The 21,320-nt window shown below is 34.7% G+C and carries 20 protein-coding genes; 9 read left to right on the top strand and 11 right to left on the bottom strand.

Annotated elements, in window-relative coordinates; translation table 11 throughout:
* Positions 1 to 26 precede the first annotated feature (26 nt).
* Together CW751_RS02655 and CW751_RS02650 are read left to right on the top strand one after the other, a co-directional pair.
* Entirely contained in the window at positions 27 to 1,667 is a 1,641-nt protein-coding gene (locus CW751_RS02655; RefSeq protein WP_101333528.1) for a SulP family inorganic anion transporter, read from the top strand.
* Entirely contained in the window at positions 1,667 to 2,284 is a 618-nt protein-coding gene (locus CW751_RS02650) for a carbonic anhydrase family protein (protein ID WP_317045779.1), read from the top strand. Before CW751_RS02655 ends, CW751_RS02650 begins: the two co-directional genes overlap by 1 nt.
* Positions 2,285 to 2,355: 71 nt before the next feature.
* On the opposite strand, the gene CW751_RS15795 is transcribed toward CW751_RS02650, so the two are convergent.
* A complete protein-coding gene (locus tag CW751_RS15795; RefSeq protein ID WP_262484515.1) occupies positions 2,356 to 2,481 on the bottom strand; it encodes a hypothetical protein in 126 nt (41 codons plus the stop codon).
* A gap of 287 nt (positions 2,482 to 2,768) precedes the next feature.
* Between CW751_RS15795 and CW751_RS02640 the strand changes: the two genes are divergently transcribed.
* Positions 2,769 to 6,968, top strand: coding sequence for a S8 family serine peptidase (locus CW751_RS02640; RefSeq protein ID WP_101333403.1), 4,200 nt, complete (start codon positions 2,769 to 2,771; stop codon positions 6,966 to 6,968).
* 70 nt (positions 6,969 to 7,038) lie between these two features.
* Here CW751_RS02640 and CW751_RS02635 read toward each other — a convergent pair whose 3' ends face one another.
* From CW751_RS02635 to CW751_RS02600, 9 genes are all read right to left on the bottom strand, one after another.
* Positions 7,039 to 9,150: a tetratricopeptide repeat protein gene (locus tag CW751_RS02635; RefSeq protein WP_101333402.1), complete on the bottom strand. Its 2,112-nt coding sequence runs from the start codon at positions 9,148 to 9,150 to the stop codon at positions 7,039 to 7,041.
* Positions 9,151 to 9,680: 530 nt separating this feature from the next.
* Positions 9,681 to 10,040 carry a hypothetical protein gene (locus tag CW751_RS02630; RefSeq protein WP_101333400.1) on the bottom strand — a complete coding sequence of 120 codons (360 nt, stop codon included), beginning with the start codon at positions 10,038 to 10,040 and terminating at the stop codon, positions 9,681 to 9,683.
* A gap of 88 nt (positions 10,041 to 10,128) precedes the next feature.
* Positions 10,129 to 10,281, bottom strand: a complete 153-nt coding sequence (locus CW751_RS15345) for a hypothetical protein (protein WP_165779196.1) — start codon at positions 10,279 to 10,281, stop codon at positions 10,129 to 10,131.
* A gap of 114 nt (positions 10,282 to 10,395) precedes the next feature.
* Positions 10,396 to 11,730, bottom strand: coding sequence for an acetyl-CoA carboxylase biotin carboxylase subunit (gene accC / locus CW751_RS02625; protein ID WP_101333398.1), 1,335 nt, complete (start codon positions 11,728 to 11,730; stop codon positions 10,396 to 10,398).
* Positions 11,731 to 11,763: 33 nt separating this feature from the next.
* Positions 11,764 to 12,285 (bottom strand): acetyl-CoA carboxylase biotin carboxyl carrier protein, encoded by a 522-nt coding sequence (accB, locus tag CW751_RS02620; protein ID WP_101333526.1) that lies wholly within the window; start codon positions 12,283 to 12,285, stop codon positions 11,764 to 11,766.
* Between the two features lie 33 nt (positions 12,286 to 12,318).
* Entirely contained in the window at positions 12,319 to 13,323 is a 1,005-nt protein-coding gene (locus CW751_RS02615) for a beta-ketoacyl-ACP synthase III (protein ID WP_101333397.1), read from the bottom strand.
* On the bottom strand, positions 13,323 to 14,261 hold the full coding sequence (gene plsX / locus CW751_RS02610) for a phosphate acyltransferase PlsX (protein WP_101333396.1): 939 nt from the start codon (positions 14,259 to 14,261) through the stop codon (positions 13,323 to 13,325). Before plsX ends, CW751_RS02615 begins: the two co-directional genes overlap by 1 nt.
* A 35-nt stretch (positions 14,262 to 14,296) precedes the next feature.
* Entirely contained in the window at positions 14,297 to 14,488 is a 192-nt protein-coding gene (gene rpmF, locus CW751_RS02605; RefSeq protein WP_101333394.1) for a 50S ribosomal protein L32, read from the bottom strand.
* A gap of 20 nt (positions 14,489 to 14,508) precedes the next feature.
* Positions 14,509 to 15,030 (bottom strand): YceD family protein, encoded by a 522-nt coding sequence (locus CW751_RS02600; RefSeq protein ID WP_101333392.1) that lies wholly within the window; start codon positions 15,028 to 15,030, stop codon positions 14,509 to 14,511.
* A gap of 200 nt (positions 15,031 to 15,230) precedes the next feature.
* On the opposite strand from CW751_RS02600, the gene CW751_RS02595 reads away from it, so the two are divergent.
* The 5 genes from CW751_RS02595 (at position 15,231) to CW751_RS02575 (ending at position 18,952) form a co-directional block, all read left to right on the top strand.
* Positions 15,231 to 15,857, top strand: a complete 627-nt coding sequence (locus CW751_RS02595; protein WP_165779195.1) for a 4'-phosphopantetheinyl transferase family protein — start codon at positions 15,231 to 15,233, stop codon at positions 15,855 to 15,857.
* On the top strand, positions 15,844 to 16,584 hold the full coding sequence (locus CW751_RS02590; protein ID WP_101333389.1) for a geranylgeranylglyceryl/heptaprenylglyceryl phosphate synthase: 741 nt from the start codon (positions 15,844 to 15,846) through the stop codon (positions 16,582 to 16,584). Before CW751_RS02595 ends, CW751_RS02590 begins: the two co-directional genes overlap by 14 nt.
* Positions 16,581 to 17,546 carry a hypothetical protein gene (locus CW751_RS02585; RefSeq protein ID WP_101333387.1) on the top strand — a complete coding sequence of 322 codons (966 nt, stop codon included), beginning with the start codon at positions 16,581 to 16,583 and terminating at the stop codon, positions 17,544 to 17,546. Before CW751_RS02590 ends, CW751_RS02585 begins: the two co-directional genes overlap by 4 nt.
* A 181-nt stretch (positions 17,547 to 17,727) precedes the next feature.
* Positions 17,728 to 18,057 carry a hypothetical protein gene (locus CW751_RS02580; RefSeq protein WP_101333385.1) on the top strand — a complete coding sequence of 110 codons (330 nt, stop codon included), beginning with the start codon at positions 17,728 to 17,730 and terminating at the stop codon, positions 18,055 to 18,057.
* A gap of 184 nt (positions 18,058 to 18,241) precedes the next feature.
* The gene (locus CW751_RS02575; RefSeq protein ID WP_101333384.1) at positions 18,242 to 18,952 is read left to right on the top strand and encodes a VIT1/CCC1 transporter family protein; all 711 of its coding nucleotides are present in this window, start codon (positions 18,242 to 18,244) and stop codon (positions 18,950 to 18,952) included.
* A gap of 113 nt (positions 18,953 to 19,065) precedes the next feature.
* Here CW751_RS02575 and CW751_RS02570 read toward each other — a convergent pair whose 3' ends face one another.
* Positions 19,066 to 19,305, bottom strand: a complete 240-nt coding sequence (locus tag CW751_RS02570) for a hypothetical protein (protein WP_101333382.1) — start codon at positions 19,303 to 19,305, stop codon at positions 19,066 to 19,068.
* A 232-nt stretch (positions 19,306 to 19,537) separates the two neighbouring features.
* Here CW751_RS02570 and amaB point away from each other — a divergent pair, with 232 nt between their 5' ends.
* A complete protein-coding gene (gene amaB, locus CW751_RS02565) occupies positions 19,538 to 21,082 on the top strand; it encodes an L-piperidine-6-carboxylate dehydrogenase (RefSeq protein ID WP_101333381.1) in 1,545 nt (514 codons plus the stop codon).
* The last annotated feature ends 238 nt before the right edge of the window (positions 21,083 to 21,320 follow it).

Below are 21,320 nucleotides of genomic sequence, written 5' to 3'. Positions count from 1 at the left end.
TTTCTATGCCCAAAAAAAAATTATACATGAAAAGTTCAGAATTATTTAAAAATTTAAAATATGATATTCCGTCAGGGTTGGTTGTCTTCTTAGTTGCCTTACCATTATGTTTAGGAATCGCACTTGCATCAGGAGCACCTATGTTTTCAGGAATTATTGCTGGTGTTGTTGGTGGTATTGTTGTTGGTGCTATAAGTGGTTCGTCACTTGGAGTATCAGGTCCTGCTGCTGGTTTAGCAGTAATTGTTGCAGATAGTATATTAGAATTAGGTACCAATGCTGCTGGAGAGTTTGATATGGCCGTTGGTTTTCAGGCATTTTTGGTAGCTGGTGTAATCGCAGGAGTTCTTCAAATTATTCTTGCTGTATTAAGGGCCGGAATCATTGGTTATTATTTTCCTTCTTCTGTGATTAAAGGTATGCTAGCAGGTATTGGTATTACCTTGATATTAAAACAAATTCCTCATGCATTTGGAATGGATAAAAATCCAGAAGGAAATTGGAAGTACTTCGAAATGGATAACAGCGGATTCTTCTCTGATATCCTTTATTCATTCAGTCATTTTTCTCTTGGAGCCATAATTATTACAATTATTTCATTAACTATTTTAATCTTATTTCAAAGACCGGCTTTTAAAGAGCATAAGATTTTAAAAATAATTCCTGGTCCTTTGCTAGCTGTGGTTGTTGCAGTTTTAACAAATGAATTGTTTGTCGTAGCAGCTCCAAATCTTGCGCTAACAAATGAGTTTATTATGATGGGTGAGCAACAAGTTGCAAATTCTCATTTGGTGGACATACAAGCCGCTGATAGTAATTTGCCTTATTACGGTTTATTGACTTTTCCTGATTGGACTATTTTAAGTAACCCAAGAATTTATTTGATTGGTGCAACTTTAGCCATTGTAGCCAGTCTTGAAACATTGTTAAGTGTAGCGGCTACAGACAAGTTAGATCCATTTAAAAGAACAACACCAACCAATAGAGAGTTACTTGCTCAAGGTTCTGGTAACGTTGTTTCATCACTTATCGGAGGACTGCCGATTACCCAGGTAATTGTGCGTAGTTCAACAAATATTTCTTCTGGAGGTAGAACAAAAATGGCGGGTATTTCTCATGGTATTTTCCTGATGGTTTTTGTTTTAGCTTTACCATCTATTCTTAATAAAATTCCTTTAGCTGTTTTGGCTGCAGTACTTTTTGTTGTAGGTTATAAATTGGCGAATATTTCCCTGTTTAAGGAGCTTTACAAGCAAGGTATGAGTCAGTTTTTACCGTTCATTGTAACCATTGTAATTATTGTTGGTGTTAATCTTTTATGGGGTATAATCATAGGTTTTGCTATTGCTGTTTTCTATATCATTAAAAGAAATTATGAGAATGGAATGCATTCTAAGTATATGAAAAAAGAAGATGTACAAACAATTCAACTTGGTGAGGTAGTTTCATTTTTTAATAAAGGAAACTTACACAAAACCTTTGATGAAATCAAAGATGATAGTAATGTAGTTATTGATGGCTCGTTAAATAAACATATGGATTATGATATTTATGAACTTCTAGAAGACTTTTATCATAATTCTAAAAGTCGAAATGTTAACGTTAAATACGTTGGGTTTAACAACAGAGAAAATCTAAGTGAAAATTCATTTCTAAAAAGAACATAATGATGAAAACATTAAATAAAGAATTACAAAGTAAATTATCAATTTCGGAGGTTAAACAAATACTAGTTGATGGAAATAAAAGATTCGTCAACGGAGAGTCTGCTGAAAGAAACCTTCTTCAACAAGTAAATGAAACCTCAACAGGTCAGTTCCCTCACACTGTAGTGTTGGGTTGTATTGATTCGAGAGTAACAGCTGAACAAATATTTGATTTAGGAATTGGGGATATTTTTAAAGCACGTGTTGCAGGGAATATTGTCAATGAAGACATTCTTGGATCTATGGAATACGGCTGTAAAGTTGCCGGTTCAAAATTGATTGTTGTGTTGGGGCATACTTCATGTGGTGCAGTAACTTCTGCTTGTAAAGGTGTAGAATTAGGAAACATCACTACTTTATTGAGCAAAATGAAACCTTCTGTTCAAAAAGTTGAGAAAGAGGTAGAGGACGTTACAACAACCGAATCAATTCAAAAAGTTGTGATCGAAAACATTCACAATTCTATGGCTGAAATTCGTAACAATAGTGAGATCTTAGCTGAAATGGAGAAGAATGGTGAAATTGAGATCATCGGTGCATATTATGATGTAGCTGATGGAAAAGTTCAATTTATTTAAACCGAAAAATAGAGCATAAAAAAAGTCTGTCTAATATTTTAGACAGACTTTTTTTGTTTAATATTTTGAGACTAATAAAGCTCTTCTTTTAAAGCAGTACGGTAATCTTTAATTTCTTCTCTGTCAATTTTATGTTTATCGTAGGCAAACTGGGTTAAGCTTTCTTGTCCAAAAAGATGAGAAATCAAGAGTGCCATACAAAATAGAAAAGTTGAAAACATTCTTATCATCACGTTATAATAAAGATTCTTAATTAAAAGAATATGTTGAAAGGTGATTTTTGTATTCATATTGTTACAAAAAAGACAAGCGTTGAATTTTTTCAACCATGCAAAATTTTAATTTACGTAATGAATTCGAACAAAGATAAAGAAATGCGCCTTTTTATAATCTAATTTCTACGCTTCATTTTTTTGCAAAAATGGATATAGATTCCTATTATTGTAAAGCTAAATACTAAAATAATTTCAAATACTACTCTGCTATGCGCGCAAAACTTTATTCAATTTTATTTATACTATTTTTTGGACTTCAGTTTTTGAATGCCCAAAATCATCATGAACACTATCAAGACGGCCTAGTTGTTTTCCAATTAAAATTAGACGCCAAACGAATATTATCGAAAAATAAAATTGTTGACTATAAAAACTATCCGATTTTTACAGATTTTCTATCTGATTTTTCAATTGAAGAAGTAAAACAATTACACCCAGAAATAAAAGATGAACTACTCAATCGTGTTTATCAAATTAAACTATCACAGATTTCTGATGTAGATGCAGTTATTAAAAAATTATCAACTTATCCAACAATAGCCTATGCTGAATTGAAGGAATTACATCATACTACATTAACACCAAACGACACCTACTTTTCAAGTACAAACCAATATGGTTTATTTAAAATTCAGGCAGAACAGGCCTGGAATATTTCTACAGGAAGTTCAAACGTTGTTGTAGCGGTTACCGATAATGCCATTGATGTAGACCACCCAGATTTAACAAATATCATCACTGGAGGTTATGACGCAGTAGATCAAGATTATGACCCGAGACCATGTGGTTCAAATGTAGGACAACACGGAACACATGTTTCTGGTACTGTAGGATGTGAAACTGACAACGGTTTAGGATTAGCTTCTATTGGTTTTGGTATTCGTGTGATGCCGATTAAAATTGGTGATTGTTCTGGTAGACTTACAGGCGGCTATGATGGTATTGTATATGCAGCTAACAACGGCGCAGATGTAATTAATATGTCGTGGGGAAGTGCAGGCAGCTCCAATTATGGTCAAAATGTTATCAACAATGCTTGGAACGCTGGCTCTATTTTAGTTGCAGCAGCTGGAAATGATGATGTAAGTACTCAATTTTATCCAGCAGCTTATAACAATGTAGTAACCGTAGCATCAACTAATGACACAGACAGTAAATCATGGTTTTCCAATTATGGAAATTGGATTGATATTGCTGCACCTGGCTCTGATATATTCAGTACTGATGAACAAGGAGGTTATACCTCACTAAGTGGTACTTCAATGGCCTCCCCTTTAGTTGCTGGATTACTTGGACTCATGAAATCATACGCCCCATCTGCTACAAATACAGATTTAATTAATTGTTTATATACTAGTGCAGATGATATCTATCCGCAAAACCCTTCTTATACAGGGCAGCTAGGTAACGGACGCATAAATGCATTTGCTGCTTTGAATTGTTTGTCTTCATTCAACACACAATACGACGCTTCCATTCAATCTGTATCCTCGCCCGTTGGAGCTATTTGCTCCCCTTCTTTTAACCCAACAATTGAATTAACAAATGTTGGGTCGGCTACTTTAACGGGGGCTGTAATTTCTTATGATTGGGGTGGTGCGGTTCAAACTTATAATTGGTCGGGAAGTTTGGCAACTGGTCAAAGTGAAACGGTTGTCATTCCTTCGGTTACCTTAGCATCTGGGTCATATACATTCAACGTTTCGGTAGCTAATCCTAATGGGTACACGGATGAAAATCCTTCAAACGATGCGCAAACTACGTATTTTTCAATTATAGGAAATGGACAAGAAGTAACCTTAAACATAAACACAGATTGTTGGGGGACAGAAACTACATGGACAATAACTAACGGAAGCAATAATGTCGTTGCAAACGGAGGTCCATACGATGATGGGGTGAATGGAAATAGTTATTCTCAAACAATTTGCTTAGTAGATGGATGTTATTCTTTTAATATTTTTGATGATTACGGTGATGGAATGTTAGGTGGCCAATACCAATCATGTAATGTGAATGGTTCTTATGAAATGTTAGATGAAAATGGTCTTGTTTTATTTGAACGACTACCAGCAAATGCCGATTTTGGTAGCTCAGCAAACGAACCATTTTGTGTCTCTAACTCAATATCGGATGATGCATCAATATCCGCTATCATTAGTCCAGAAGGAGTTATTTGCTCAAATAGTTTTCAACCTATTGTAAGATTACAAAACTTTGGAACCAATAATCTAACCTCTGTGACTATTGTCTATCAAACTTCTGGAGGCCCCCAAACTTATGCATGGACAGGAAATTTGGCTACCAATCAATATGAATCGGTAACATTACCTGCAATATCTGCATCAAATGGAGCTCAAGTTCTAACGGTAAGCACTTCTAATCCAAACGGAAATACCGATGGAAACACAAATAATGATGAATTTCAAAAAGCTATTAATGTTCAAACAACGGCGCTAAACCTTCCATTTGTTGAAAATTTTGAAACAGATGTTATTGCTAATGGTTTGTGGAGTGTTGAAAATCAAGATAACAGCTTAACGTGGGAAATAGTTAATGTAGGTGGAACAACACCAGGAAATCAAGCAGTTAAAATTGATTTCTTTAATTATCAGCAATCCGATAGAAGAGATGCACTTATTTCTCCAAAAATTGACTTAACAAACGTTACTGATGCTGACATGTCCTTTGAACATGCATATCGAAGATACAATCAAAATGCTGCTGATTCATTGATTATATATGTTTCAGATGATTGTGGTGTAACATGGAGTCGAGTTTTAAGTGCTGCAGAAGATGGTTCTGGTTCTTTTGCCACGCAATCAACGAATACTGCTGAATTCTTGCCTGCTACATCAACTGACTGGTGTTTTGCCGGTTCGGTAGGAGCACCTTGTTTCAATATAGACTTAGACGCCTACGTAGGAAATGAAATCTTTGTTAAGTTTGAATCTTACAATGCAGGTCCAATTGGAAACAACTTATATATTGATAATATTAATATTACTGGAACAGCAATTAATAACAATCCAATTGCAGATTTAACTTCAAATAATCAGCAAGTTTGTGAAGGCGAAACGGTAAACTATACAGATCAATCGACAAACAATCCTACATCTTGGAATTGGTCATTCCCAGGCGGTTCACCTTCGTCTTCAACATCTCAAAACCCTGTGGTTACCTATGCATCAAGCGGCAGCTATGATGTTACACTACAGGTAGACAACGCATCTGGTTCTGACGTAATAACGTATACCAATCATGTAACCGTAAATGCAGAACCTACAATTTCAATTGCTGCAACTGATCAAACTATTTGTCAAGGCGACAATTCGAATCTTTCTGCATCAGGTGCAACTTCCTACAGTTGGGATAATGGATTAGGAAATGGTGCTTCAAAAACTGTTTCACCGTCCACCACAACTATTTATGAAGTAACGGGAACCTCTAATGGATGTAGCAATACAGCTACTATTGAAATTGATGTTATTCCTCCATTAAATATTAATCTCAGTGCTTCTCAAACTGAAATTTGTGTAGGAAGTTCTGTTACATTGTCTGCATCAGGAGCAACTTCATATACTTGGGATAATGGTTTAGGAACAGGTAATTCACATTCAGTTACACCATCATCTACAACAACATATACTGTTACAGGAAATGATAACGGATGTGAAGACAATGCTTCTGTAACCATTGAGGTGAAAGACATTCCTGTACTTCAAATTACTTCAACAACATCAGAAATTTGTCTTGGTGAATCTACACTGTTAAACGCAACTGGAGCAGATAGTTATGTATGGTCACCAGGCTCAAGTTTAAACAACACTTCAGGAGCTACAGTGACAGCAACGCCTAATGCAAACACAACATATAGTTTAATGGGTTCTAATAATTGTGGAATTGCTAATGCATCAATTCAAATAACAGTTAATCCGCTTCCAACTGTGCCAAATATAACGCAAGTAGGTGATGTTTTATCTGTTCCGCTACAGGCAAATCAGTCTGCTCAATGGTTATTTAACGGTAATCAAGTGGGAACTGGTTCAGATCTAACCATTACACAAAGCGGAAGTTACGTGGTAATTATTACGGACAATAATGGCTGTTCTAACTCAGCAACAGGCACTTTCAGCCCGAAACCGAGTGGTTTGGCAACGGAAGACATTAATCTTGATTTGAAACTTTATCCAAATCCTACCAATGGAGTAGTAAATGTTGTATGGAATGGAAAGTCAGGTGTAAATGAATTTAGAATTTTGAATGGATTAGGACAGATAATTGATCGTCAAAAAATAATTAATCAAAAGGAGTTTTCTTTTGATTTATCGCCATTCGAAACAGGTGTTTATATGATTCAAATAACTACAGATAATAAAGTTGTCAATAAGCGAATTACGAAACAGTAACACACACAATACTATATCACAAAAAATGCCCTTGTAAACACGAGGGCATTTTTTATTAATAGAAAGTTTATTAAAATCTTATTCCCATCAAACAAATGTCATCTACTTGTTGACAGTTGCCTCTATACGACTCAAAAACTTCATTTAAAATATCCTTTTGTTCTTTCACTGGCAAATGATGAATAGATTTCAAGGTTTCTCGGAATGCTTTTGGTTTGAATTTCTTTCCTTTTTCTCCACCAAATTGATCAACATATCCATCGGTAAAAATATATATCATATCTCCCGCATTAAGAGTTAATGTTTGGGTAGTAAAAGGCATAGGTTTAGCAAATTTACTAATCGGCTGTTTATCCGCTTTTATTTCCTCTAATTCTCCTGTATCTGCTCGAATGATCCACAAAGGATTGTAAGCACCTGCATAATGCAAGACATTCCCTTTTAATGCACAAAGAGCGATATCCATTCCATCATTTACCTCATCTTTACTTTTAGAAAACTCTTCTAGAACAATTTGACGGCTGACGTCTAGTATTTTTCCTGGTTCTGAAATATTATATTCTCGAACCGACCGATTTAATGCATTATTACACACTACTGAAACCATAGCTCCAGGCACTCCGTGACCTGTACAATCTGCCACAGCAAAAAACACAATATCATTCTTAAATTCCAACCAATAAAAATCGCCTGCTACAATATCTTTTGGCTTATAGAGTACAAAACTATTGTTTAAATGCGTTTTAAGTTTTTTATCCGGCGGTAAAATTGCAGATTGAATACGTTTAGCATAAGTAATAGAATCAATTGTTTCTTGTGTTTTTATAGCCAACTCATGATAAGCAAGGTCTACTTGCTCTTTCTGCGCTTGAATTATTGATTTTTGTTTATTTGATATTCTAAATCGATTATAAATAAAACCACCAAAGAGCAGCGTTATGCCTAATCCACCAAATAGAAGATACGTTTGTTGTTTCTGTTGCTTGTTTTTGGCGATTTCTGCCGCTAACTGGGCGTCTTTAACCTTGTTTTTCTCAATATTTTTTATGCTATCAGCGACGGATTGTTTCTCATAATTGTATTTATAGTGTTGCCTTACAATTTCATTTTGATTTTTTTCAGAGTTTATACTGTCGCGGGTTTGAATAAAAAGCTCATGCATTCTAAGTGCTTCTTCATGCTGCCCAGTGTTTTTATAACTTTTCCACAATGTTTCGGCTGCGGTTTGTATTTGCCGAGCAGTTTGCATTTCTTTTGCCAATGCCAAACCTTTAGTACCAAAATTAATTGCTTTAAAATAAGCACCTTGTTCAACATAATAATCTCCTAGGTTATTTAATGAGCTGACAATTCCCTTTTTATCCTCTAATCTTTCACGAATTGCTAAACCTTCTTTAAAAAATTTAATGGCCTTTTCATATTCTTTTTGTCCTTTGTAAATAAGACCAATATTGGTGATTGAACTCGCAATATCACTCTCGTTTCCTAACTCCTCCCTTAGTTTAAGACTCTTCATGTAATAATCGAGGGCCTTATCGAGCTCATTTTTATCATGATAAATCAACCCGATATTACTTAATGAATTAGCGATTCCTTTTTCATCGTTAATCTCTCTTTGAATATCTAAACTATTTGAAAAATACTCAATTGCCGCATCATAATCTTTTTGTTGATAGTAAATACTTCCAATATTATTCAATGATATTGCAGTGTTTTTCTTGTCCCCTATTTTTTCTTGAATTGATAAACTTCTGGTGTAACATTCTATAGCTTTTGCATTATTACCTTGCTCCCTGTATATGAGACCTATGTTATTTAAGGAACCTGCAACGCCTTTCTGGTCATTCATTTGCTCTCTTAATTTAAGGCTTTTTGTATAATGTTGAATTGCTTCTTTATGTTCTCCTCTTAAATAAAAAGATGCGCCTTGTGTATTTAATGCAATTGACATTTCTTTAATGTCGCCAATCTCTGCTGCAAAGTCAAATTGTTGTTGTGCAAAATAATATGAACTATCTGGATTTTTGAATAAGTAACCTTCCCAAGATATTTTTTTTATGGCTTTTAATCTGTTGGTATCACTTTGATTCGAATCGTTCCAGACGTTTTTTAAACTATCAATATTCATGGAAGCTGTTGCCAACAACGGTGATAATAACAAAAATAAGAATAGATGTTTCATCTGCTGTAGTGTTGATGTTTTTTACGAATAAAAACACACCGTGATGGAAATCATCGGAATGTAGAGTCGTAATATCTTTTACCGACCAATATAATTATTTTACACGGTCTTTTCTCAATTAAAATGCATTGATCTTTATCGGTGCAGGATAATAAAAAAGTAAATGATAATTAACCCGAATTATTCACCAATCTTAAAGTTTAAGAATATTAACATCTGTAAGTCAGTATTTTAACTGTATTTCCTGTAAAATTTGAGAAACCCATTTTTGGGTATTTGTGTATTTGTAAGATTTTGATTTAATTTTGATCTATTCGTCGTTACAAGCCCTGAGAAATATGCATATATTACTTTAGGTCTTGTGCCTAGAATAGATTTAAAATTAAATGCATGAACCGAGCCTGCGAGCTCAACGACTAAAGGAGTTAATAATCCGGGTTAAAAAAGTTAACGATTGATTATTAGAATATTAATAAACAAAAAATCACCCTACTTGGTAAGGTGATTCTATAATATTAAGGACTTTATTTTTAATACAACTCTTCTTTAAGCGCCGTACGGTAATCTTTAATCTCTTCTCTGTTAATTTTATGGTCTGATTTTAACATGAGGTTCAACAAGTTAAGCAAGTTTTCTTGATCTTCGATTTCTAAAGGAAACTCACCTCCTTCTTCATCTTCTTCCCATAAAGCCTGCACATCGTATGCTTCATTTTCTTCTAAATATTCATAGGTAAGTCTCGTTACTTTTGCCAAAAGCGGATCTTCTTCTTTAAGTGCAAACTCCCTTAATTCTTTAAGTTCTGAAATTAAAGTTGATGCATTAACTCCTTCTTTTTCTACAATAGCAATAACTTTCTCGATTTGCTTGTTAGCTTTACCTGTCTTCATACCTTGAATTTAATTTACGACACAAAAATAACACCTTAAAAGAATAAACAACATGTTTTATTCACTTTTTAAAAATTGTCTTGAACTATTATAGGTCTAACATATAAACAAGTCCAATATTTGCACCAAATAGAGTGGTATTTGATCCATTTCCAACTTGATCTCCTTTATTAAAAACAAGGTGATATTTTACTGCAGCATCAATAAAAATATTGTCTGTAATTGCATTGTCTTTTACCAATATGTTTATTAACAGGGTTAAGTTGTAACTCTTATCGGCTTTTTACGAGTTATTAAAAATCAAAAAAAGCCATCCGAAGATGGCTTTTTATAATTGATTAACTAAGCTAAAGAGTTAGAATTTAAAATCATCCATGAACTTAGTTGTAAACTTTCCTGCATTGAATTGTTCATCCAACATGAGTTTTTTATGGAAAGGGATAGTACTTTCTATACCTTCAATAATATACTCATCTAATGCTCTTCTCATTTTTAAAATTGCTTCTTCACGTGTTTGTGCAACAGTGATTAATTTAGCAATCATAGAGTCGTAATGAGGCGGAATGGTATAACCTGCATATACGTGAGTGTCTATTCTTAAACCGTGTCCTCCTGGCTCATGATATTCAGTGATTTTACCTGGAGAAGGTCGGAAATTATTATACGGATCCTCTGCATTAATTCTACATTGAATAGCATGCATAATAGGTTCGTAGTTTTTACCACTGATTTTATTTCCTGCAGCTAATTTTATTTGCTCTTTAATTAAATCAAAGTTAATTACCTCTTCAGTAATGGTGTGTTCAACTTGAATTCGCGTATTCATTTCCATGAAATAAAAATCTCTATTTTTATCTACAAGGAATTCTACCGTTCCAACACCTTCGTATTTCACAGCTTTTGCAGCCTTTATAGCAGCTTCCCCCATTTCCTTACGCAACTTTTTTGTCATGAAAGGAGAGGGTGTTTCTTCAACTAACTTTTGATGTCTTCTTTGAATCGAGCAATCACGTTCTGAAAGGTGACATGCATTACCGAATTGGTCTCCAGCAATTTGAATTTCAATATGACGTGGTTCTTCAATGTATTTCTCCATGTACAAACCGTCGTTAGAAAATGCAGCCTTGGATTCTTGTCTAGCAGAATCCCAAGCGTCTTCGAGCTCTTCTTTTTTCCATACGATACGCATTCCTTTTCCACCACCACCAGCTGTAGCTTTTAGGATAACAGGATATTTAATTTTCTCTGCTACTTTTAGCGCATCTGGTACATCTTTTAATAATCCTTTTGATCCTGGGATACAAGGAACACCAGCTTTAATCATGGTAGCTTTGGCATTCGCTTTATCTCCCATGCCATCAATTTGCTCTGGAGTTGCACCAATAAATTTGATATTATGTTCCTGACAAACTCGTGAAAACTTAGCATTTTCAGAGAGGAAACCATATCCTGGATGTATAGCATCTGCATTGGTAATTTCTGCAGCTGCGATAATATTTGGTATTTGTAAATAGGATGATGAACTAGCTGCTGGTCCTATACAAACAGCTTCATCGGCGAACCGAACATGCAAACTTTCTTTGTCGGCTGTACTATATACAGCAACTGTTTTTATGCCCATTTCTTTACATGTTCTGATAACACGTAAAGCTATTTCGCCCCTATTGGCAATCAATATTTTTTTGAACATGCCTTATGGGTGTTTTAATTTGACTTTAAATTATTATGATGGATCAACTAAAAATAATGGCTGATCGTATTCAACAGGAGTTGCATCGTCTACAAGGACTTTTACAATCTTTCCTTTTATTTCAGCTTCTATTTCATTGAACAACTTCATTGCTTCGATAATACAAACAGTATCGCCATCTTTGATACTATCACCAACCTCAACAAAAACAGGCTTGTCTGGAGAAGGCGAACGGTAGAATGTACCAATCATCGGTGATTTTACTGTAATGTATTTGCTTTCCTCAGCATCAGCTGCTTTTGCTGGAGCAGCAGGTTCTGGCGTGTTTGCTGGAGCAGGTGAAGGAGCAGCTTGTTGCATTGGCTGTGCCATTTGTTGTTGAGGCATAGATTGCATTGGTTGCTGAATGTAAACCGTTTTTTCCTCAGCGTTCTTTTTACTCTTTTTTGGCTCAGACTTTATAGTAATTTTAAAGTCTTTTTCTTCTATTTCTACTTCTGTAACTCCAGATTTAGAAACAAATTTAATTAACTCTTGGATTTCTTTTTGATTCATCATTGTGAATATTTATTAGTATAAATGTAAGTATTATTTTTCTTCTTTTGAATTGTATGCCCATTTAAGATAAACCGAACCCCATGTAAAACCACCTCCGAATGCAGATAAAACAATATTGTCACCCTTTTTTAATTGGTCTTCCCAGTCCCATAAACATAAAGGCAAAGTTCCTGCGGTAGTGTTACCATATTTCTCAATGTTAATCATTACCTTATCTTTAGAAAGTCCCATTCTATTTGCCGTAGCATCAATAATTCTTAAGTTTGCTTGATGCGGAACTAACCAATCTACAGAATCTGAAGTAAGTTTATTGCGCTCCATAATCTCAGCAGAAACGTCAGCCATATTGGTTACAGCAAATTTAAAAACAGCTTTACCTTCTTGGTGAACATAATGTAACCGTTGATCAACAGTTTCATGTGTTGGCGGTTGTTTAGAGCCACCTGCAGGTTGAATGAGGTATTTCCGTCCCTCTCCATCACTCTTCAAGACACTGTCTATAATACCATTTCCTTCCGTATTGGGTTCTAAAAGAACGGCTCCACCACCATCACCAAAAATCACACATGTTGCACGATCTTCGTAGTCGATAATTGAAGACATTTTATCCGCTCCAATAACAATTACTTTTTTGTATTTTCCCGTTTCAATAAATTGAGAGCCAGTAGTTAGCGCATAAATGAATCCAGAACAAGCCGCATTAACATCAAAGCTCCAAGCATTCTTCATTCCTGTTCGGTCGCAAATAACATTTGCAGTTGCAGGAAAAGGATAATCTGGTGTTACCGTAGCACAGATAACCAAATCAATTTCCGTAGGCTGAATCCCTTTTTTTGCTAATAATTTATTAACAGCTTCTACTCCAATATCTGAAGTTGGATTCCCATCACCGAGCATTCTTCTTTCTTTAATTCCCGTTCGAGTGGTAATCCATTCGTCTGTAGTATCAATCATTTTTTCTAAATCCTTATTGCTAAGAACTTTTTCGGGTACATATCCTTGAACCCCTGTTATTGCTGCTGTAATTTTAATCATTATTTGAATGCTTCTTTAATCTTTCTTGTTAATTCTGACTCCACAACATCATAAGACAAACACAACATGTTTTTGACAGCGACATCATTTGAAATACCATGACCAATAATGACATTAGAATTAACACCTAGAATAGGAGTTCCTCCATAATTTTCATAGTTAAATCGGTCAAAATATGTTCCTTCAATCCCTATTTCTTTAGCAATTGAGTAAATACCTTCTGCTTGTTTTAGAACAATGTTTCCTGTAAATCCATCACAAACTACAACATCAGCTTTTCCATTAAACAAGTCTCTACCTTCGATGTTGCCAATGAAATTAAAATCATCTGAACCCTTCATTAACTTATAAGCTGATTGTGTCAGTAGGTTTCCCTTACCTTCTTCCTCGCCAATGTTTAGCAATCCGATCTTTGGATCTTTTATGTCCATTACACTTTTGGCATAGAGTGAACCTAAACTTGCAAATTGATATAATACATCTGGTTTACAATCTGCATTTGAACCTACATCAAGAATGATAGAATTTCCTCCTTCTACTATTGGCAGGACAGAGGTTATGCAGGGCCGTATAACACCAGGAATGGCGTTGACCTTATAGATTGAACCAACAAGCATTGCTCCAGTGTTTCCAGTACTGGCAAATGAATCTATTTCCTTTTTTGCCAACAACTCAAACCCAACAGATATTGAACTATTAGGTTTTTGTGGAATTGCACGGGTTGGATGATCTTTCATCGTAATTATATCTGGAGCATTAACTACAGACAAACGAGAAAAATCCCCTCCGTTTTCTTTTAAAATAGGGTGTATTTCTTCCTCTCGACCAATGAGAACTACTTCCACATTGTCGGGCAAATGGTTTAATGCTAATATAGCACCAAGCACATTTGCTTTAGGCGCAAAATCGCCACCACTAATATCTAATCCAAGTTTCATAAGTGTGAAAACACTTTAGTTTGCTGGATGGCAAATTATACTGCTACTTCTTTCTCAGCAATAACTTGACCTTTGTAGTAAAGTTTCCCTTCATGCCAGTGAGCACGGTGGAATAAATGAGGCTGCCCAGTTGTTGGACAAGTTGCGATATTAGCAGCAACTGCTTTTTTGTGTGTACGTCTTTTGTCTCTTCTTGTTGTCGACGTTCTTCTTTTTGGATGTGCCATTTTACTTTATATTTAAGTTTTTAATTCAATTTTTTTAACGCAGCCCAACGCGGATCTATATCCGAATCGTTTTCAGCCACTTCATTTTCTGATGAGTCAACATATTTATCTAATAAATCAAGCATTTCTTCATTACAGTTTTCTTCATCGTGAACTGCACGACCTGGTATAGACACCGTTAAGATTTCATATAATGGTTTAGAAATATCTATAGTAAACGCCGAAATTGGTAGAACAATTAAATTTTCATCCCCACTCTCATCTGCGCCAAACTTGTAAATAATTTGATGCGTAATCTGAATCGGAATTTCCATTAAATCTGTACAACGGTCACAGGGCTTTTGAATTGATCCAGACATTTCAATGTCGCCTATGAGCATAGTATCTTTTTTGTTCAATTGGAAATCAACGTTTACATTTCCTCCTTGAATAATAGAATATGTTAAATCTTCAAAGAACTTGTTCGTTATCTGATATTGAAAATGGTGTTTGCCATTTTTCAAACCTTCAAACTGTATTATAAAATCTTTATTCGAACTCATCTGTTCAAAATTTTAGGTTTGCAAAGTTATAAAATATAAATACAACTTATACTACTTCTTACAAAAGAATCGTCAAAGTTAGCTATTTTTAAACAAATCAAGTTATGAACAAGTGTTAACTTTATAAATATTCTATATTTAAAGGTGCTTTATTTCAGGTTTTTCCTCTTGTTTCATCAATGAATGTTACTTTTATCCCTATGTTTCACACTGAAAATATTAAATATGGTCCTGTATCGGTATTTTTATTGTACTATGATGATTTTGTTACAGAACAACATTTGCACAACCTCTTACCAAAGGAGCAATTAAGGTTAGAACAATTTTCTCATCCATCTAGAAAACGAGAATATGTAGCAACTCGTGTATTGAGAACCATGCATTTTGGCAATGAGCCTATTTTGTATTCAGATATTGGGGCTCCTTATGTGAAAGGTGAGGGCTTTATTTCAATATCACACGCTAATCACGTTGTTGGTATGGCTTATTGCAAAGATTTTCAAGTGGGTTTAGATTTGGAGCCAATTCACGAAAAAGTCATGCGTGTTAAACATAAGTTTTTGAGTGCCGAAGAAACTCGCTTAACAAACACGCAATCAGTTGAGGAAATGATCAAAGTTTGGTCTGGAAAGGAAGCACTTTATAAATTAGCAGGCCGAAAAAAAATCATTTTTGCAGAAAACTTACTACTTTCACCTATCGATAAGCTTCGGTGGAAAGGAAGGATTTGTTTTCCCAATACAACAAAAGAGGTTGAAATGACCATTGATACTAAAGACAATTTCGTAATTTCAATTAATGCATCACCAGTATATGAAGTTAAATAACAATATATATAATCGTTTTCAATCCAAAATTGGTCAAATCGCAGTACTAATTGACCCAGAGAAGACAAATACGAGAACAGAAATCAGCAATTTGGTAAAGAAATCTGAGTTTGCAAAAATCGACTATTTTTTTGTGGGAGGCAGCACCGTAACCCGTAAAGATTTTAGGAAAACAATTGCTATTCTTAAAACTCTGACTTCAATTCCATTAGTCATATTTCCAGGAGATCATCAACAAATCTCAGATGAAGCTGATGCATTACTCTATTTAAGTTTATTATCTGGAAGAAATCCAGAATATTTGATAGGACAACACGTGAAAAGCGCTCAAGAAGTTTTGCAATTAAACATTGAGGTTATTCCAACGGCTTACATCTTGATTGATGGTGGAAATCAGTCTACTGTTGCTTATGTGAGCCAAACTCGTCCTATTCCTAGGGACAATACTACAATTGCTTTAAATACAGCTATTGCTGGATCACTTCAAGGTAATAAAATCGTTTATTTTGATGCAGGTAGCGGAGCCAAAAAAGAAGTTGATAGCACATTGATAGCAAACGTAAAAAATGCTTTAAACTCTGTTGTAATTGTAGGTGGTGGCGTCCGAAGTCTTGAACAAATTGATCAACTATCACAAGCAGGAACAAATGTTATCGTAATCGGAAATAAAATTGAAGAAGAACTCGATTTTCTATTAGACATACACAGTTACAAATCACTCAAATGAGATTTGTTAGTCCAAATAGAATAGCTGCTTTTTATCAAAAAAACGTCGATTTTACAGCTGATAACAATATTGAGCAGTTAATTCAACAAATAGAACATAGTTTTAAAAAAGTTGAAAAAATTGAAGTTTTTGGATTTAGTTACTTTAAAGATGAATTACTTTTTCCTTTACAGCAATTAAAAAAGAATAAAAACATTCTGAATTTTTATTCACAAGTAGAGCAAAACACTCGATTAGTTAAATATCTTGTGAGTCAAGGCTTACAAATTGATCAATTAGAAGGTTCTTATACCGGAAAAGAAGATCTCATATCGGAAAAGCATCAGTTTTATTTGATGGACTATTTATTGCCTATTTTAAAACGACAGATTTACTGTTCAATCAACAAAAAACACCTTGTTCATCTTAAATTACATTTAGAATTTGCTAATTTCCTTCCAATTGAAAAAAGAAAACACCTTCATCAATCGGTAAGTTTATTTCTCAATCAAGAAATTAGGCATTTGGAATTTTCATCAACATATAATCTTCAGCTCAAAATTAGTTCTGTTTTTAATGCGGAATTTGTAGATATTCTTAATCTTTTGGATGCTCATTATTATACCGACAAAATTAAATTTAGAACTACTGCACTTCAACTTGTAGAAAATCTACAATTATCAAATCAGCAAATTGAAGTCATTAAAAATAGCTTACTTGCGCTAGATTTTAAATTGGAAGACGGTAACAAAACTCAACATCTGAACAAGCATCCTAGTTTTAATAAAGAAAAGAGCGAACAACATAAGCACCTCACCCCTTCTCCGCTTTTTGTTGTTTCTGCATTAGTTGTTTTTATCAATATTGTATATTTTATCTGGTCATACAAAACACAAAAACCTACTGATGAATCGATAAATAAGTCAGGCAAACTTCATCAGCAACAAGGCACAAACCAGCGATTAGACACTATCAATTTTTAAATTCATGAATTATTTTTTTCGATTCATATCTTTATTTTAATTGGACTTATCCTACCGTTAAGCGTTACAATTATTTAACGTTTAAGTTGAAGCGATTGAAATTTATTTTAAAAATCCTGTATATATTAAATGCACGCCCAATTTTCGGGTTTTCAATTATTAACTTTTAAAATTAACTTTTATGAAAACGAAGAGATTACTATTTACTTTTACAATTGCTTTTTTAGGGTTTTTAATGCCTATTTCAGTTAATGCTCAAGAAAAAGATCAACCTTTAATGGAACGACTAAAAAACAGAGTGGTAAAGCAAAAAACGGAAAGAACTGACGAAATTGAGGCGAGATTACAAGAAATAAAAAACATGGATATGTCAGAACTAGATGGTCCAGAAAAAAGAGCCTTACGACAAGAAGTTAAAGAGATTGAAAAAACAACTGGCGCTGGAGGTGGCGTTTATATTTCAGTTGGAGGATTGTTATTAATCATCATTCTATTGATTATTCTTTTGTAATTCCCAGATAAATAAACTTTAAAAAATCCTGTAATGTTACATACGTTACAGGATTTTATCGTTTGAAGCTAAAGCATTTTTAAATGATTATATTTGAATGTTCAAGCGATTCAGCAGAAATTGATATGATAATTAGATCTTTAAGACATCAATTTCTTTGTATCAATGCAGTAAAGATTTAATTATGGAACAACAGGATATGGATACCGATAAGTATGTTAATCAGCATTATATTCACAGGAGCAATTGGTTAAGAGCTGCGGTAATGGGTGCAAATGATGGGATTTTATCCACTGCAAGCTTAGCGATTGGTGTGGCAGCAGCTAGTCAAACACGAGAAACCCTTGTAATGGCAACGTTAGCAGGTTTAGTAGCCGGTGCACTTTCTATGGCTGCAGGTGAATATGTTTCTGTAAGCTCACAATCCGATCTAGAAAAAGCTGATATTGAAAGAGAACGACAGCAATTAAAAGAATCACCAGAATACGAACTACAACATCTAACAGAAATCTATCAAGAACGTGGATTAAAAAAAGAAACAGCTGCAATAGTAGCAAGAGAGTTAACGGAGAAAGATGCATTAGCCGCACATGTCAGAGACGAATTGGGTATTCATGAGGACAATCAACCTAAACCAATGCAAGCTGCATTTGCTTCTGGAGCTGCATTTACAGTTGGTGGCGGACTTCCGTTATTAGTAGCGCTTTTTTTCCCTCTAGCTAATATGGAATTTACACTTTATGGTTCAGCCATAATTTTTCTGATGATACTTGGAGCGACCTCAGCTCGTGCGGGTGGCTCTAGTATTTGGAAAGCAGTGTTTAGAATTGTGTTTTGGGGAACCGTAGCTATGGGCTTAACAGCTTATGTTGGGAGTTTGTTTAATGTCGCCTAGTCATGTGTAAAGTTTTTAATAAAGTAAATCTCCATATCCCCAAATAAGTATGCCAATTAACCCAGTGATTCCAGAAGCAATCGACAGCCCTTCATGTTTCGAATCTTTGCTTTTTAATTGCTTGAACTTTTCTTTAATCCAATATTTGAATAAATAAGTTGTTCTATTTTATCTTTTTTTCTATTTGACAACAGAAACTGAACAACCACAGAAATAAAACTTAAAACCGCACCAGAACGAGCAAACCAATCTCCATCTGAATTGATTGAGAAATAAGCAGATAGTACACTGAATAAGATTCCGAAAAGAAGCAATAATAACGGATACATGTAATGGGATTTTTCGTTTTTCATATTTTATAGCCTTTTATTAAGGTAAATGTATAAAAGTCAGGTGAAATAATCGAGTGAGTTCAGAAAAGTGTGTCATTCGAAAGTTAGAATCCTGATCTTTTGTTCTTGTTTTCTTTCCGTGTTTTTTTCACTACTATTTAAAAAAATAACAACTAAAAAGCCGCTTGTGTATTTCTTTTTATTGTCAAAAGAACTCCTTACTTTTGCATGAAACAAAAAAAACAAAGTATTCATGTCAGCAATTGATATCAAAAAAGTACTCAGTCAATTAGGAGTTAAAGACGAAGTCAACCAAGGAGCTTCAACCGGTAAAAACTGGATGGCAACTGGCGACGTTATTGATTCATTTACACCTGTAGATGGTTCAAAAATCGGACAAGTAAAATTAGCATCAGTAAAAGATTATAACAAAGTTGTAGAAACGGCAACAAAAGGTTTTCATGAGTGGAGACAATGGACAGCACCAGCACGTGGTGAGGTCGTTCGTCAGCTTGGAAATGCCTTAAGAGAATATAAAGAGCCACTAGGTGCATTGGTTTCTTACGAAATGGGGAAATCTTACCAAGAAGGTTTAGGAGAAGTTCAAGAAATGATTGACATTTGTGATTTCGCAGTTGGTCTTTCTCGTCAACTTTACGGATTAACAATCGCTTCTGAGCGTCCAGGACACAGAATGTATGAGCAATATCACCCACTAGGAGTTGTAGGGGTAATTTCTGCATTTAACTTCCCAGTTGCTGTTTGGAGTTGGAATACAGCTTTGGCATGGGTTTGTGGTGACGCGTGTATCTGGAAGCCATCAGAAAAAACACCATTAACTTCTATTGCTTGTCAAAACATTGCACAAGAGGTCTTTGCTGCTAACGATGTACCAGAAGGAGTTTCTTCAATGGTAATTGGAGATGCTGAAATTGGAAAAGCATTGGCAAACGATAAGAAAATTGCTTTAGTTTCAGCGACTGGTTCTATTCCAATGGGACGTTCAGTTGCAGAAGCAGTTGCAAAACGTTTAGGGAAATCACTTTTAGAGTTAGGTGGAAACAATGCGATGATCATTACTCCAGATGCTGACTTGAAAATTGTAGTTCCAGGTGCTGTATTTGGTGCTGTTGGAACAGCTGGTCAACGTTGTACTTCAACGCGTCGTTTGATTATTCACGATAGCATTTACGATAAAGTAATGAAGATTATCGTTGATGCTTACGGTCAAATTAAGATTGGTAATCCATTGGATGAAAACAATCACGTTGGACCAGTTATCGATAAAGATTCTGTAAATAATTACTTAAACGCTATTGAAAAAGCGAAAGAAGAAGGAGGAAAAGTATTAGTTGAAGGAGGTGTTCTCGAAGGAGAAGGATATGAATCTGGATGCTATGTTAAACCAGCAATTATCGAAGTTGAAAATCACTACGATATTGTTCAAAACGAAACTTTTGCGCCCATCCTATATGTTATGAAATATTCTGGAGATGTAACCAACGCTATTGAATTACAAAACGGTGTGGTTCAAGGTTTATCTTCTGCAATCATGACAACCAACTTACGTGAAGCAGAACAATTCTTATCAGGACAAGGTTCTGACTGTGGAATTGCTAACGTAAACATTGGTACTTCAGGTGCTGAGATTGGTGGAGCTTTCGGAGGTGAAAAAGAAACAGGAGGTGGACGTGAGTCTGGTTCTGATGCTTGGAAAGTTTACATGAGAAGACAAACAAATACAATCAACTATACAACTGAGTTGCCATTGGCACAGGGTATTAAGTTTGATTTGTAGTCTTTTCTTTGTAAGAAAACTACAAATACTGCGTTACGCTAAGTTAAAATTTCAGTCATCCCGATGCTGTCGGGACTTCTGAGAATTTTATAAACATAGCAAGCCTTGTCTTCGAAGCTTTCTTATCAAAGATTATAAGTGAATTTAAAAGCTCAAGCAGAAATGTTTGGGCTTTTTTTATTCATATCACTTCTTTTATAAACAAGTCTTTAAATATCCTTTGGTTTTACTAGAATAA

This window comes from Brumimicrobium salinarum, from assembly GCF_002844555.1.
GTDB classification, from domain to species: Bacteria; Bacteroidota; Bacteroidia; order Flavobacteriales_D; family Crocinitomicaceae; genus Brumimicrobium; species Brumimicrobium salinarum.
The sequence above is the reverse complement of the archived record's forward strand: the minus strand, read 5'-3'. Positions and strand labels throughout refer to the sequence as shown.